16 protein-coding genes are annotated in these 13,559 nt (G+C 70.8%); 6 read left to right on the top strand and 10 right to left on the bottom strand.

Features of this window, described 5'->3' with window-relative positions; all coding sequences use genetic code 11:
• Positions 1-9 precede the first annotated feature (9 nt).
• Complete coding sequence (locus ABZ470_RS37470; protein ID WP_352012957.1) at positions 10-357, top strand: VOC family protein; 348 nt, start codon at positions 10-12, stop codon at positions 355-357.
• Here the strand turns inward: ABZ470_RS37470 and ABZ470_RS37465 are convergent.
• On the bottom strand, positions 344-940 hold the full coding sequence (locus ABZ470_RS37465) for a helix-turn-helix domain-containing protein (protein WP_362917506.1): 597 nt from the start codon (positions 938-940) through the stop codon (positions 344-346). The genes ABZ470_RS37470 and ABZ470_RS37465 overlap by 14 nt on opposite strands.
• 236 nt (positions 941-1,176) lie before the next feature.
• On the opposite strand from ABZ470_RS37465, the gene ABZ470_RS37460 reads away from it, so the two are divergent.
• The 3 genes from ABZ470_RS37460 (at position 1,177) to ABZ470_RS37450 (ending at position 2,652) form a co-directional block, all read left to right on the top strand.
• Positions 1,177-1,590, top strand: a complete 414-nt coding sequence (locus ABZ470_RS37460; protein ID WP_362917504.1) for a hypothetical protein — start codon at positions 1,177-1,179, stop codon at positions 1,588-1,590.
• The gene (locus ABZ470_RS37455; protein WP_352012954.1) at positions 1,591-1,908 is read left to right on the top strand and encodes a hypothetical protein; all 318 of its coding nucleotides are present in this window, start codon (positions 1,591-1,593) and stop codon (positions 1,906-1,908) included. It begins immediately after the preceding gene.
• Positions 1,909-2,130: 222 nt separating this feature from the next.
• Positions 2,131-2,652, top strand: coding sequence for a peptidoglycan recognition family protein (locus ABZ470_RS37450; protein ID WP_362917502.1), 522 nt, complete (start codon positions 2,131-2,133; stop codon positions 2,650-2,652).
• A 492-nt stretch (positions 2,653-3,144) separates the two neighbouring features.
• On the opposite strand, the gene ABZ470_RS37445 is transcribed toward ABZ470_RS37450, so the two are convergent.
• The 8 genes from ABZ470_RS37445 to ABZ470_RS37410 form a co-directional block, all read right to left on the bottom strand.
• Positions 3,145-3,630 carry an Ohr family peroxiredoxin gene (locus tag ABZ470_RS37445; RefSeq protein WP_352012951.1) on the bottom strand — a complete coding sequence of 162 codons (486 nt, stop codon included), beginning with the start codon at positions 3,628-3,630 and terminating at the stop codon, positions 3,145-3,147.
• The gene (locus tag ABZ470_RS37440; protein ID WP_362917500.1) at positions 3,627-4,376 is read right to left on the bottom strand and encodes a hypothetical protein; all 750 of its coding nucleotides are present in this window, start codon (positions 4,374-4,376) and stop codon (positions 3,627-3,629) included. Before ABZ470_RS37440 ends, ABZ470_RS37445 begins: the two co-directional genes overlap by 4 nt.
• Positions 4,369-5,274, bottom strand: a complete 906-nt coding sequence (locus ABZ470_RS37435) for an RNA polymerase sigma-70 factor (protein ID WP_362917498.1) — start codon at positions 5,272-5,274, stop codon at positions 4,369-4,371. The genes ABZ470_RS37440 and ABZ470_RS37435 overlap by 8 nt, the downstream gene beginning before the upstream one ends.
• 91 nt (positions 5,275-5,365) lie before the next feature.
• On the bottom strand, positions 5,366-7,141 hold the full coding sequence (locus ABZ470_RS37430) for a ferritin-like domain-containing protein (RefSeq protein WP_362917496.1): 1,776 nt from the start codon (positions 7,139-7,141) through the stop codon (positions 5,366-5,368).
• Positions 7,134-7,364: a hypothetical protein gene (locus ABZ470_RS37425; protein ID WP_352012947.1), complete on the bottom strand. Its 231-nt coding sequence runs from the start codon at positions 7,362-7,364 to the stop codon at positions 7,134-7,136. Before ABZ470_RS37425 ends, ABZ470_RS37430 begins: the two co-directional genes overlap by 8 nt.
• A gap of 60 nt (positions 7,365-7,424) precedes the next feature.
• Complete coding sequence (locus ABZ470_RS37420) at positions 7,425-7,847, bottom strand: cupin domain-containing protein (protein WP_362917494.1); 423 nt, start codon at positions 7,845-7,847, stop codon at positions 7,425-7,427.
• 3 nt (positions 7,848-7,850) lie between these two features.
• Positions 7,851-8,612 (bottom strand): SDR family oxidoreductase, encoded by a 762-nt coding sequence (locus ABZ470_RS37415; protein ID WP_362917492.1) that lies wholly within the window; start codon positions 8,610-8,612, stop codon positions 7,851-7,853.
• Between the two features lie 118 nt (positions 8,613-8,730).
• The gene (locus tag ABZ470_RS37410) at positions 8,731-9,909 is read right to left on the bottom strand and encodes a low temperature requirement protein A (protein WP_362917490.1); all 1,179 of its coding nucleotides are present in this window, start codon (positions 9,907-9,909) and stop codon (positions 8,731-8,733) included.
• 153 nt (positions 9,910-10,062) lie between these two features.
• Here ABZ470_RS37410 and ABZ470_RS37405 point away from each other — a divergent pair, with 153 nt between their 5' ends.
• Positions 10,063-10,887 (top strand): sugar nucleotide-binding protein, encoded by an 825-nt coding sequence (locus ABZ470_RS37405; protein ID WP_362917488.1) that lies wholly within the window; start codon positions 10,063-10,065, stop codon positions 10,885-10,887.
• Positions 10,888-11,088: 201 nt separating this feature from the next.
• Complete coding sequence (locus ABZ470_RS37400) at positions 11,089-11,664, top strand: DinB family protein (protein ID WP_352012942.1); 576 nt, start codon at positions 11,089-11,091, stop codon at positions 11,662-11,664.
• A gap of 79 nt (positions 11,665-11,743) precedes the next feature.
• Here the strand turns inward: ABZ470_RS37400 and ABZ470_RS37395 are convergent, their stop codons facing one another.
• Positions 11,744-13,543 (bottom strand): ABC transporter ATP-binding protein, encoded by a 1,800-nt coding sequence (locus ABZ470_RS37395; protein WP_362917486.1) that lies wholly within the window; start codon positions 13,541-13,543, stop codon positions 11,744-11,746.
• Positions 13,544-13,559: the final 16 nt, after the last annotated feature.

Here is a 13,559-nt window from a genome sequence, read left to right as displayed (position 1 = left end):
GAGGAAACCATGAGCGTTCGCCGTGTCGTACCGGACATCCATACGGAGTCCATGGAACAGAGCCGTGACTTCTACGGCCTGCTCGGCCTCGTCGAGGTCATGGACCTGGGGTGGGTCGTGACGATGGCCTCACCGGCCAACCCGACGGCGCAGGTCATCCTGATGGGACCGGAGGCGAGCGCCACGGTCCACCCCGACGTCAGCGTCGAGGTGGACGACGTGGACGCGGTCCACGAGGCGCTGGTCGCGCGGGGCGCGAAGATCGTGCACTCCCTGCGGGACGAACCGTGGGGGGTGCGCCGGTTCTTCGTGCTCGACCCGAACGGCAAGGTCGTCAACGTCGTCAGCCACCGGTGACCGGCTGGGCCAGTAGCAGGCCCGCGCAGCGGGCGACGAGGTCCTCGGCGTGGGCGGGGATCGCGCCGCCCGCCTGGTGGTGACGGCGCACCGTGGCGTAGGGGAGATCGACGGTCGCCAGCACCAGCCGCTCGACCTCCGGCGGCGTGCCCGGCCCGAGGCGCCTGGCCAGGGCGACGAGGGCCTCCTCGATCCGGCGGTTGCCGGTCCTCAGCCGTTCACGGGCGTCCCGCGGCCAGTCGGACTCGCCGAAGTCCGCGGGGCCGTACAACAGGACACGGGCCTGGAGCGGGTTGGCCCGGCTCCACGCGACGACGTGACCGGCCGCCGCCATGACGGCCCGCTCCGGCGGCTCCTCGTGCGTCGCGGCCAGGAAACCCTCCTGGAAACGGCCGACGGTGCGCAGCCACAGCGCGGCGAGCAGCGCCGCCCTGCTGGGGAAGCGGTGGTAGACCGAACCGCTCGGCGCGCCCGCCTCACGGGCGACCGCCGCCATGGTGACGCTCCCCGGCCCCGACTGCGCCGCCAGCCGCACCGCGGCGTCGAGGAGCCGGTCGACATCGTGCTGTGACGGTCTTCCCACGGCCCAAGAATACGGGTGGGGAAACACGACGCCCACGGTGCGTGGCAGTGCGTGGCGGAAGAGTCACTGGCCCCTTACCGGAAGCCCAAGAATCGGCTCGCTATCTGTACTTTCCGTATTACATTAGTCACTCTCTGTATAGACGTCGTGCACGGCACGCCCTAGGAAAGGAAAGCCGATGTCGACCGGACCACGCTCCGTCTCCTTCTGGAGCGGCCCCCGGGGACGGCACTGACGTGTTGCGCCGACTCATTCACCGATTCGACCGCCGGGTCGGCTTCCGCGGATCGGTGTTGCTGTTCCTGGCACTGTGGAGCGCCAGCCAGGCGATCCGGCTCGCCTGGCCCGACCCCCTGGTCACCAGGACCCCCACCTACGTCTACCTCGCCAGCGTCGCCCCACTCGGGATGCTGGCCGTTCCCTGGGCCGCCTGCGCGATCATGTGCGGCATCCAGGCCTTCACCATGACCGACTGGGTGGCCTTCGCCCTCGCCGCAGGCGTCCTGGTCGCCTGGGCCGTGATCCACCTGGTGGGCGGCGTCAGGGGAGCGATCCCCCAGGCGTACTGGGCCTGCGTCGTGCAGGTGGCGGTCGCGAGCCTCATCCTGCGCCTGTCGCGCTGGCCCGAGCCAACAGAACGGGGGCACTGAATGGACCCTGGCGTCATCGTCGGCGCTGCGGGCGCGCTGGCCGGCCTGCTTTCCACCGTCTACACCGCCCGACAGGCCAGAAGAGCCGCGGAGGACCAGGAGGCCGCCGCCGAACGCGCGGCGCTCCGCCAGGTCGAACAAGGCGCCTACCAACGGGCGAGCGCCTTCGACGTGGACACCCAGATGCGCATGCAGGCCGAGATCGCACGCCAGGCGGAGCAGATCCGCACCCTGCAACGGCAGGTCGCCAGACTGACCCGGCAACTCACCCATGTGGGCCTGGTCCCCGACATCGACGACGAGGAAGAACACGCGTGACCCGGCCCACCACCACCGCGTACGGCCTGCACGGCTCGTACGGCGCCGCGGGCCTGTTCGGGGCGGCGCCTCGGAGCAGGGCCGTGACCTGGAGCGGCACCGCGAACCTGTGCGGAATGACACCTCAGGACGACACTGCGAACTCGTTCGGGGCCTCGCCCCAGGACCAGACCGCGATCCGGAGCAACACCGTGAGTCCGAACACCGACAGAGGAGATGCCCATGAGCATGCTCAGCCGCCGTGACTGGGGGGCCAGGCCCCCCAAGGACGCCTACACCACGCTCACCCACACCAAGGGTGTCAAGATCCACTACACCGGCGACCACGTCGATCCCGCCCTGGCCAGGGAGCACGCCAGGTGCGTGGCCACGGTCAAGGCGATCCAGGACCACCACATGGACGGCAACGGCTGGATCGACATCGGCTACTCGCTGGTGGTCTGCCCGCACCGCACGATCTTCCAGGGCCGGGGCGCCGGGCACCTGCCCGCCGCCAACGGCGCCGGACTCAACTCCGACCACTACGCCGTCCTGGGACTCGTCGGCACCTCCGGCCTGACCCAGCCGCCCGACGACATGCTGCTGGGCATCCTCGACGCGATCGACTATCTCCGTGAACACGGCGGCGCGGGCAACGAGGTCAAGGGCCACCGCGACGGCTACTCGACCGACTGCCCCGGCGAAGCCCTCTACAACTGGCTCAAAGCCGGCACCCCCCGCCCCAAGACCGACGAGTCCCACTGACCGACGTGCTCCCCGCACGTGCGGGGAGCACGCCCCGGGGCCCGGGTCCGCGCCGGTCGAGCCGCGACGGCTCACACCGGACGGCCCGCCACCGAGACAGGCCGGACCCGGTGGGCGCCGATGGTCAGGTCGGTCAGCCGTCGTTCGTCGCCGGTCGTGGTCGTCCCGGTTCGGACGGCGGGCAGGAACACACGTCGTTCGATCCGTGAAGTCGGGACTCCTCACCTGGGCTGGAATTCCCGGGAACTTTCGTCCGGGCCGAAATTTCCGAGGTTCTTCATTCGGACCGTGAGTCCCGGGTTTCGGAGCGACCGTGAGCCTTCACATAAGCCCGCACAGGGCCGTGTAGGAGCCGGAGTTCGGAGAGGCCGGGCATTTCGCGTAGGACGGGTCCCCGGCGCACGGAAGCCGCCCGCGGTGGCGTGCCCGAGCCGCACGTCAGGAGGTACGGCGGGGCGACGTTCCACCACCCGCCGTACCGGCCTCAGGAGCTCAGGGGGCGAGGGTGAGGGTGGTGGGGATGCCTTGGCGGGTCATTTTGGTGTAGGGGCACAGGGCGGCTGCCTGGGTGAGGAGGGGGTTGGCCCTGTCGGGGGTGGCTCCGGGCCAGTTGACGACGAGGTCGGCGCGGAGTTGGTACCCGCCGTCCGCCGGGTCGCGGCCGAAGGCGACGGTCGCCTCGACCGTGATCGCGGCGGGGTCGAGGTGGTGCTGACGGGCCAGCAGGCTGAGGGCGCCGTGGAAGCAGGCGGCGTAGCCCGCGGCGAAGAGCTGCTCGGGGTTCGGCCCCGTGGCGTCGCCACCCAGTTCCTCGGGCATCCGCAGCTCCAGGTCAAGGGCGCCGTCCGCGGAGCGGGCCCGGCCGGTGGCCCGGCCGTGGGCGGAGCTGCCGCCGCTCACCTCGACACTCGTGACGTAGAGCGGTTTGAACGCCGAGCCGTCGTAGTCGTGGTCCGTGGACAGGATCGGGTCGTTCACCGGTACGCCTTCCGTGGCAGCGGGCGATGCCACGGCCGCAGTTTGTCGGGGTTCAGCACGATCCACACGGCGGTGACCCGGGCTCCGGCGACGCTCATGCCGACCACCGCCACGGCCTGGCCCGCCTGGCGCAGCACCAGGCCTGTCCGGCCGTTCACCGACTCGGCGGTCACCTCGGTGCCGGACTGGCCGGTCAGCAGGGCGACGACGAAACAGGCGACCGCGTCCGCCCCGTGAACGGGATGTACGGCGGCGCGTAGTTTGCCGCCTCCGTCGCTCACGGCTGTCGCGTTCCCGGCCAGGATCTCCCGCAGTGCCGTCACCTCCCCCAGGCCCCAGACCTGGGCGAACCGCCGTACGACACGGTCGTGCTCGGCGAGGGCCCGCGGGTGTGCCGAACCGACGGCGAGGGCCCGTGGGCGCGCGGGTTCGGCGGTGAGGGCGGGCGGACGCGCGGGGCCGACGGGTTCCGGCCGGTGCTCCGGGTCGGCGACGCCGGGGACGGGAGCCGGGGCCGGGGCGGCGAGGAGTTCGAGGCAGATCCCTCCGGCCACCTTCGTCAGCCAGGCGCGGGGCACCGTGATGGCGCCGCGTTCCGCCTCGTCGAGGGTGTACCAGCGGCGGTAGGTCTCCTGGACGATCCGGTCGGCCAGGGGTTCCGAGCCCAGCATCCACAGGGCGATCTCGATCAGGTGCCGACGTTCGTTGAGCATCTCCGTCAGCGTCCCGGCGCTCACCTCAGCCATGTCCCACCGCCCCGACCGTGCGAGGCCGTGAGCGTTCGAACGCGTCGAGTTTGGCCGGGTTGACGACCCACATGACGTGGTGGATGCCCTGTGGGGAGGCGTCGATGGTGAGGAAGGTGGTGCCGTGGTTGCGGGGGACGATCACCCCGGCCCTGCCGTTCGCCTCGACCCAGGTGATGTCGGCGCCCGGCCAGAACCGCGGCGCGTAGGTGGCGACGAACTTCGCCACCCGGGTGCCGCCCGTGATGGGGAAGCGCGCCGAGCCTCTCATGCCGTCCCCGTCGGAGGAGCTGACGACGTCCGCCGCGAAGAGATCTTCGAGGGCGGCGACGTTCCCCGTCTCGGCGGCGGCGAGGAAGACCTTCAGCAGGCGCCGGTGCTCCGTCTTGTCGATGGGCTCGCGGCGCTCGGCGGTCAGGCGTTTACGGGCGCGGCTCACGAGCTGGCGGACGTTGACCTGGCTGAGCTGGAGGATCTCCGCGATCTGCGGATAGGGGTAGACGAAGGCCTCACGGAGCACGTAGGCGGCCCGTTCCGTCGGGGTGAGCCGCTCCAGCAACAGCAGGAAGGCGAATTCGAGCGCCTCCCCGCGTTCGGCGCCCAGGGTGGGGTCGAGGCTGGTGTCGACGGGTTCGGGGAGCCACGGTCCTATGTAGGCCTCACGGCGTGAGCGGGCGGACTGGATGACGTTGATGGACAGGCGGGTGGTGATCAACGCCAGGAAGGCCGAGGGGTTCTCGACGGTCGCGCGGTCGGTGTTCTGCCAGCGCATCCAGACCTCCTGGAGGATGTCCTCGGCCTCCGTCACGCTGCCGAGCATCCGGTAGGCGATGCCGAACAGGCGCGGACGCAGCTCGACGAACGCGGAGGCGACCTGTTCCAGGGATTCCGTACGCATGTTCACCCGTGCCTTCGCTGCATCGGCGACAACCTGTCCACATTGATTCCCCGGCCGGCCGGTGATCCGTCACACGACCGGCCAAAACGGCCTACGCTCCGCCGTCGCACAGCGGCCCCGGCTCCTCCCGGAAGTCGATCCTCCGGTGGGTGCCGTCGCACAGCGGTTTGTTGCCGGAGTGGCCGCAGCGGCACAGCGTCATCCTGTTGCGGGTCTCCAGCGGCTGTCCGTCGGAGCGGGTGACCGGCACCCCTCCGGTGACCCACAGCGCGCTGGCCAGGCCGTTCTCCTCCTCCAGGACCGAGACGGCCTGCGGGAGGTCGGGTTCGACCGTCTCGCCGCCACGGCTCAGGGCGTAGCTGTAGGAGCCGGAGGGACAGTGGTCGATGCGGCCCATGATGTCGGAGCGCACGTCGCTGTCGTCGGTGTCGGCGAGCATCTCGGCGATCGGCCTGGTCCGCCCGACGCAGAAGGCCGCGTGGACGCACAGCTCCCCCACCCGCTGGGCCGAGATGCCCACCCCGTCGTGCACGTGCTGCGTCTCCCTGTACGGCGGGGCGACGGGAGCCTCCGTGCCGTCGAACCCGACCGCCGCGTGGGTCCCGTCGCAGAACGGCTTCGACGAGGAGCGTCCGCAGCGGCACAGCGCGTAGGTGTCCTCGGTCTCCAGGTGTTCGTGGGTCTGCCAGGTCAGCGCGTCGTTCCCGGCGGAGACGATCTTCCGCTTGCGTCTGAGGGGCACGCCGCCGTACACCACGTAGGGGCCGTCGCGCAGGACGACGATCCGCCTCCGGTCGCCGACGCTCCACCGGCGTAGTTCGGGCGCCACGTACTCGAAGGTGGGACCGGCGTCGGGCGTCTCCATCAGGGCCTGGGCCTGCGCCTTGAGCGCGTACATGGTGCCGGTGGCGACCGAGAGCATCCTCGGGCTGCCGTTGAACGCCTGTTCCAGCAGGTGCAGAAGGGCGCAGTAGGTGTGGTTGAACTCCTCCTGCGCGGCGCGGGCGGGGCTGCCGGGCGGCGCGGGCCTGGGGTCGCGCCGCATCGGACGCACCCCGGCCAGGTCGACGGAGACGGCCTCACCGGTCGGCCCTGACTGCGGGGTGTCGCCACGTCGGTAGCGGCGGCCCGCCTTCAGCTCCTGGAACCGGTAGTAGTGCGCGACCTCGTCCCGTTCCGGGTGGAGGACGTCCCGGTCGCCGTCCCAGACCTCGCCGTGGTCCAGGCCCTCGCCCTGTTCGACGATCTCCGCCAGCGCCGTCAGCGCGGACTTCAGGCCGTCGACGACGACCAGCCGCCCGGCGGTGTGCCGGAAGTGGGCCGCGCGCACCTGGCGTGCGGGGTCGCCGCTGAAGACCTCCTGTTCACCGAGCCGGTCGCACAGCAGCCGCAGTCCCTGTTCGACGGCGGCGTAGAACTGCCCGATCGTCTCGTAGCCGTCGCTCTCCGCCACGGCACCGGCGGGCGCGGGCCGTTCGATCCGCAGGAACATCTCCAGTGCCTCCGGCCCGAAGGGGACCAGGGACAGTTCGATGTCGCTGTGGGGCAGCCGCCGGGGATGCGGTGGCAGCATCTCCGGGGTGTCGAGGCGCGGCCTGCCGCCGACGGCGTTGAGCAGGTTCGCGGCCAGCGTCAGGTGCAGCATCTCCTCGGCGAAGACGCTGCCCACCACCTCGACGGCCTCCCGGTTGCGCTCCGGGTCCAGCGAGTACAGCGCGCACAGGTACGGCGGCAGCGTCGCGTGTTCCAGCTCGATCGCCCACTGCAGGTGTTCCCTGAGGCTGTCGAGCGTGTCGATCCCCCCGTTGGCGCCCCTGTTGGCGCCCCCGTTGACGCCCCGGCCGTCCCGGACCGGGTGTTCAGGCACCGTGACCGCCGGGCCGGGAGTCGTCCTCCAGCACCTCGACCGCTTCGAGCAGACCCCGCAGGCCGATCTCCTCGCGCTCGGCGTCGGTGGGGTCGAACAGCCAGTCGGTGACCGGCAGCCCGGCCACCTCCTCGGGGTGGCTCGCCTCGACCTGGGTCAGTTCGATCTCGACCTCGGCCTGGAGTTCGTACAGGAACTCGTTCTCGGCGTTCGGGGTGCTCATCTTTCCTCCGCGTGTGGTTCGAGCGCTCCGCCGTACGGCGTGCGGGCGGTGTGGGCCGGGTCAGGCGGGGCGTGGGGCGCGACGGTCCCCGCGCTGGGCGAGTTCGTCCTCGTCCACGAGGGTGAGCATCGGTCTGCCCGGCTCGCACAGCATCGTGACGGTGAACCGCAGCGGGACGTCGTCGCGGTTGTTGCCGTCCTGGTAGTGGATGACGTCGCCGCCGGGCTCCCAGAAGGCCTCCCCGGCGCGGACGACACGCTCGGGCTCGCCCTCGATCTCGAACAGCATCTCGCCCTCCAGGACGTAGCCGAACGCCGGTCCCGAGTGGCGGTGTGGCGGAGTGCCCGGGTCACCGGGCGGGAACTCGATCACCACGGTCATCGCGTGCGCGCCCCGCGGGATGAACGGCGGTTCCGCCTCCTGCAGCATGGTCAGCGCCGTCTGCCATGCGTTCGATCCTGGTTTCCGCGTGCCCTCGGACATGGGTCACCTGCCCTGGGCCTGCGCCGTACGGCCTGGCCAGTCGCGGTAGCGGATCCGGCCGAGGGTGGCGCCCTCCTCCGGCACCAGGGTCCGCTCCTCCAGCTCGCTGCCGAAGTAGCGCGCGTGCGGGTCGGTGACCACCTCGCGGGGGTCGCCCCATTCGGCCAGTACGTCGCGGAAGAACTCGTCCATCTGGAACCGTTCCGGACCGGCGATCTCGATCCTGCCGTTGATCGGCAAGCCGACCGCGACCTTGCCGACCTCCTGCGCGACCTCGTCGCCCGCCATGGGCTGGAAGCGCACGGGCGCCACCCGCACCTTGTCGCCGTCCGTGGCCTCGTCGGCGATGTGCCGGACGAACTCGAAGAACTGGGTCGCGTGGACGAGGGAGAACGGGATCGACGACTTCTCGATCAGCTGTTCCTGGGCGATCTTCGCCCGGAAGTAGCCGTTCTCTGGCAGCCGTTCCGTGCCGACCACCGAGACCGCGACGTGGTGACCGACGCCCGCCGCCGCCTCCGCGGCCAGCAGGTTGCCCGTGGAGGTCGTGAAGAACTCCATCACCGCGGTGGCCTCGAAGGAGGGGGAGTTCGACACGTCGACCACGACCTGGGCGCCCTCCAGCACCTCCGCAAGCCCTTCACCGGTGAGGGTGTTGACCCCGGTGCTCGGCGCCGCCGCCACCGCCTGGTGACCGTGTTCGTTCAGTTTCGCCACAAGCTTCGACCCGATCAGGCCGGTTCCACCGACCACGACGATCTTCATGGCAGACCCTTTCCGCTTGTCCTCTGTCCGCCGGGGCACCCGTGTGCCAACCGGTCGCCAGCTAAGACAGGGCAGCCCCCGAGCCTGTGACAGCCGTCGCGAAAATCTTTTTTGACGGCTACGCCGCCTCCTGCCGGGACGCCCTCCCCGCGGTGGTGATCGTCACCGCGACCAGCAGGACGCAGACGGCCGTGATCGCCCCGACCACGGCGGCCACCCCGATCGCGGGCGCCGCGAGGGGCAGCGCCAGGACGGCGACGACACCGCCCAGTGCCGGGACGGGACGGATGACGGGCTCCGCCGTGATGAGTCTGTGCAGGGCCCAGAGCATGGCGAGATACACCCCGGTCGGGATGGCGACGGCGTAGCCGAGGGCCGACGGCGACGCCGCCACCGCGTGCCCGCTCTGTTCGACCGCCACTTCGAGCCCGGCGCCGAGGGCCGCCAGGGCCGCGAAGATGACGTAGTGGCCGTACCCCCACAGATAGGACCGATGGCGGCGGTCGTTGAGGCCCTCCCCCGCCTCGGTGAGGAAGTAGAGCCACCACAGGGCGAACAGCAGGACGAGGGCGCAGACGGCGATGACCACGAAGGACGGCCTGATCTCCGCCGCTTCGAGTGCCCCGGCGACTCCCCGGCTCGCGGCCAGCACGCTCTCCCCGAGCAGGATGATCGTGAACAGGCCGTAGCGTTCGGCGATGTGGTGCGGGTGCCAGTTGGTGGACCTGACCCGTTCCGCCCACCTCGGCACCGCGAGTTCCAGGACGACCAGGCAGACGAAGGCCGGCAGCCAGGCGGACTCCGGCAGGACACCCGTGTCCGCGAGGACGAGCCGCAGCACCCATCCCACCTGCAGGACGGTGATGCCGGCGGCGTAGCGCAGCGCGGTGCGACGACCGGCCGGATCTTCGAGACCGGCCCGCACCCACTGGGCGACGAGCCCGATCCTCATGATGATGTAGCCCAGCGTGACGATGCCGTAGTCGGAGTGGTCGGCTGCGGCGGGCACCCCGGCGGCGAGCGTCAGCACCCCGCCCATCTGGACCATGGTCAGCAGCCGGTAGAGAACGTCGTCGGTGTCGTAGGACGAGGCGAACCACGTGAAGTTCATCCACGCCCACCAGATCGCGAAGAACACCTGCAGGAACGGCACCAGCCCGGTGAGGCCGTGACCGGCGGCGACGGCGTGCGCGAGCTGGGCGGTGACGGCCGCGACCGCGACCACGAAGGTGAGGTCGAACAGCAGCTCCAGCTGGCTGGAGACGCGGTGCGGCTCGTCGATGGCACGAGCGGTCATCCGGACCCGGATCCGGACGGACGTGCTGGCTGGTGGCACGGTCTTGCTCCTGTCGTTCGCACCTGACTGGTTCGCCATAGTCTGACCTGCCTGAAAGACAGGGCGGCGTCCCGGTCTGTGACACCTCACCGTCTCCGGTTACGGTGACGGCCCATGAGAATCTGCATCGTAGGCGCCAGCGGCTTTCTCGGCGGCGAACTCCTACGGCGGGCCGCCACCGGCCATGTCGTCGCCGCGACCTATCTGAACCGCCCGGGAACGACGGCGGGGGCCGACTGGCTGCCGCTCGACGTCCGTGACCGTACGGCCGTGGCCGACCTGGTCAGGTCCTTCGCCCCCGACGTCGTCGTCAACGCGGCCTACGACCAGGCCGACTGGACGACCACGGCGCTCGGCGCCGCCCACGTGGCCGTCGCGACCCGGGAGAACGGCGGGCGCCTGGTGCACGTGTCCAGCGACGCCGTGTTCTCCGGCAGGGCGATCACCTACACCGAGGACGACGTCCCCGACCCGATCACCCCGTACGGAGCGGCGAAGGCGGCCGCAGAGGTGGCCGTGCAGGTGATCGACCCCTCGGCCCTGATCGCCAGGACGTCCCTGATCGTCGGGGACGGCGGCTCCTCCCACGAGGCCATGGTCCACTCCCTGGCCGCGGGCCGTACGCCCGGAGCGCTGTTCACCGACGAGGTGCGCTGCCCCGTGCACGTCTCCGACCTGGCCTCGGCCCTGCTGGAGCTCGCCGCCTCCGGCCGTTCGGGGGTCCACCATGTGGCCGGGGCCGACGCGGTGAGCCGCTACGACCTCGGCCTCCTGATCGCGGAACGCGACGGCCTGGACCCGGCCCGCCTGCCCTCCGGCCGTAGCGCCGACCTCCCCTCGCCCCGCCCCCTCGACGTCCGCCTGGACTGCTCCCTGACCCGGCGACACCTGCGAACGAGGCTCCGCGGCGCACGGGAGTTCCTGCGAAACGGGGCCTGACCTGGCACGCCGTACCCTCTGACGTCGGCCGAGCCGTGAGAAGTGTAGTTATGATAACTGCACTTCTCTTAGCTTCTAAGGGATCTGGGCGCGAACCCCCGAGCCCCGGGTTGCTGGTCGAGCAGGGCGTCCTGGCGTGGTGGCGCGCCTGACCGTGAAGAACGTCCACAGAAAGGGACACCGGACATGACGGAGTCAGGCGTGAAGACGGACCTTCACCGTTACCTTCAGCGCGCCCGTGACGCCATGGTGTGGAAACTCGACGGGCTGTCGGAGTACGACGCCCGCCGGCCGCTCACCCCGACGGGCACCAACCTGCTCGGCCTGGTGAAGCATCTGGCCGGGGTCGAGGCCGCCTACTTCGGCGACACCTTCGGGAGGCCGTACGGCGAGGCGCTGCCGTGGATGTCCGAGGAGGCCGAACCCAACGCGGACATGTGGGCCGACGAGAGCGAGACCCGCGAGGGGATCGTCGCGCTCTACCGCCGCGCGTGCGCGCACGCGGACACCACGATCGGCACGCTCGCCCTGGACTCCGTCGGACGGGTGGCGTGGTGGCCGCCGGAGCGCAGCGAGGTCACGCTGCACCTGATCCTGATCCACATGATCGCCGAGACCAACCGGCACGCCGGGCACGCCGACATCGTCCGGGAGCTGATCGACGGGGCCGTCGGCCTGCGGGCGGACATGGACAACATGGCGCCGGGCGACGAGGCCTGGTGGGCCCGCTACCGCGACCGGCTCGAAAAGGTGGCCCGTGAGGCCGGCCGGTCCTGACCGCGACCGGCGTTCGAGTCCGCCGGACTCGCGGCCGTGGGAAACCCCTGTGGTCTGCCGCGCTTCCGCGAGGCGGTCGTCAGGCGAGCAGCTGGTTGTGGGCGAGTTCGCGGTAGAGGGGGGAGATCCTCAGGAGTTCCTCGTGCCTGCCCTGGGCCACGACCCGGCCGTTCTCCATGACGATGATCGAGTCGGCCGCGACCACGGTCGAGAGCCGGTGCGCGATCACGATGATCGACTGGGTGCCGTCCTTGGCGCGCAGGACGTCCTGGACGACCTTCTCGTTGTTGCTGTCCAGGTTCGAGGTGACCTCGTCCAGCAGCAGGATCGGCGCGTCGGCGAGGAACGCCCGCGCGATCGCCAGCCGCTGCCGTTCGCCACCGCTGAGCAGCACCCCGACCTCACCGACCTGGGCGTCGAGGAAGTCGTCCGTCGCGGGCAGGTTGACCCGGCGCAGGGCCTCAAGGCACCGTTCCCGGCTCGCGGTGTGCGCGCCGAGCAGCAGGTTGTCCCGTACGGTGCCGGACAGCGCGGGCGCGTCCTGCTCGACGTAGGAGATCTGCCCGCGCAGCTCGTCGCGTGACAGCCGCCGCACGTCCTCGCCGAGGAAGCCGATCTCCCCCTCGGTGACGTCGTGGAACCGTTCGAGCAGGGCGAAGAGCGTCGACTTGCCCGCGCCGGAGGGGCCGACCACGGCCGTCGTCCTGCCGCCGGGGAAGTCCAGGGTGACGTTCCGCAGGGCCCAGGCCTCGTCGTCGGAGCCGTTCTCCGTACGCCTCGGGTAGCGGAAGGAGACGTCCCTGAGCGTGAAGACCGGCTCGCCGGGGGCCGTCCGTGCGGGCAGGGCCGTCAGCGGGGTGTCGGTCTCCGGCTCCATCGCCTGGATCTCCATGATCCGGGTGAGCGAGCCGAAGGCCTCGCCGAGCAGGGAGACCAGGCCGCCGAACACCGTGATCGGGGTGGCCATGAGCAGCAGATACATGATGAAGGCGCTGAGCTGGCCGATGGTGAGCGAGCCCGCGGCGACCCGGATCGCCCCGGCGGCGACGACCGCGACGAGCAGCAGCTGTACGGCGACGCCGGAGAAGGTCTGCACGACAGCCCGCAGCCGGGCGACGGCGAAGCCCGCGTCGAGGGCCTCGCGGGCCCGTTCCACGGCGGAGTCGGCCTCGCGGGTGGTCGAGACGGTGGCACGGATGGTCCGTATCGCGCCGAGTGCCCGGGTGACGACGGTGGCCAGGTCGCCGACGGCGTTCTGCGCGCGCAACCCGGCCGGGCGGGTACGCCGTCCGATCAGGTAGACCGCCACGATGACCACGAAGATGGCCAGTGCCGCGAGCGCCAGCAACACCCAGTCGATCAGCGCCATCATGACAATGGAGACCAGCACCGTGATCAGGCTGGTGGCCAGCTCGACCAGTCCCGAACTGAGGATGGACCGGGTCTGGGAAACGTCGGTGGTGATCCTGGAGACGAGGTCGCCGCGCTCACGCCGTTCGAGCACGCCGATCGGCAGCCGGTAGACGTGCCTGATCAGCCGTTTCCTGGTGTCGAAGGCGAAGCGTTCGCCCGAGCGCTGCAGGACGTACTGTTCGAGCCCGTTGAGGGTGGCGCTGGCCACCAGCAGCGCGAACATGAGCCCCAGCGCCCCATACGGCACGCCCCCGGCGAACCCGTCGACCGTCGAGGAGACCAGCAGCGGCTGCAGCGCCGCGAGCACGGTCGAGGCGGCGCCGAACGCGAACGCCACGACCATGCTCGGGCGGTACGGCCTCAGCAGGGCCAGCGCCTGCCGGAACCCGGCGACCTGGGGTGCCGCCTGTCCGGACCCGGGGGTGGCGTCCGGTGCCACGGTCTCCTGCGCGACTACGGTGGTCACGGTATACGACCTCGTT

Source organism: Streptosporangium sp. NPDC020072, from assembly GCF_040631445.1.
In the GTDB taxonomy this organism is placed as follows: Bacteria; Actinomycetota; Actinomycetes; order Streptosporangiales; family Streptosporangiaceae; genus Streptosporangium.
The sequence above is the reverse complement of the archived record's forward strand: the minus strand, read 5'-3'. Positions and strand labels throughout refer to the sequence as shown.

Bases quoted from the DNA above. Each gene is read 5' to 3' on its own strand.
- ABZ470_RS37470 (WP_352012957.1), top strand. From the start codon at position 10: ATGAGCGTTCGCCGTGTCGTACCGGACATCCATACGGAGTCCATGGAA.
- ABZ470_RS37455 (WP_352012954.1), top strand. From the start codon at position 1,591: ATGGACCCTGGCGTCATCGTCGGCGCTGCGGGCGCGCTGGCCGGCCTG.
- ABZ470_RS37450 (WP_362917502.1), top strand. From the start codon at position 2,131: ATGAGCATGCTCAGCCGCCGTGACTGGGGGGCCAGGCCCCCCAAGGAC.
- ABZ470_RS37440 (WP_362917500.1), bottom strand. From the start codon at position 4,376: ATGGCTGAGGTGAGCGCCGGGACGCTGACGGAGATGCTCAACGAACGT.
- ABZ470_RS37435 (WP_362917498.1), bottom strand. From the start codon at position 5,274: ATGCGTACGGAATCCCTGGAACAGGTCGCCTCCGCGTTCGTCGAGCTG.
- ABZ470_RS37425 (WP_352012947.1), bottom strand. From the start codon at position 7,364: ATGAGCACCCCGAACGCCGAGAACGAGTTCCTGTACGAACTCCAGGCC.
- ABZ470_RS37420 (WP_362917494.1), bottom strand. From the start codon at position 7,847: ATGTCCGAGGGCACGCGGAAACCAGGATCGAACGCATGGCAGACGGCG.
- ABZ470_RS37415 (WP_362917492.1), bottom strand. From the start codon at position 8,612: ATGAAGATCGTCGTGGTCGGTGGAACCGGCCTGATCGGGTCGAAGCTT.
- ABZ470_RS37410 (WP_362917490.1), bottom strand. From the start codon at position 9,909: ATGACCGCTCGTGCCATCGACGAGCCGCACCGCGTCTCCAGCCAGCTG.
- ABZ470_RS37405 (WP_362917488.1), top strand. From the start codon at position 10,063: ATGAGAATCTGCATCGTAGGCGCCAGCGGCTTTCTCGGCGGCGAACTC.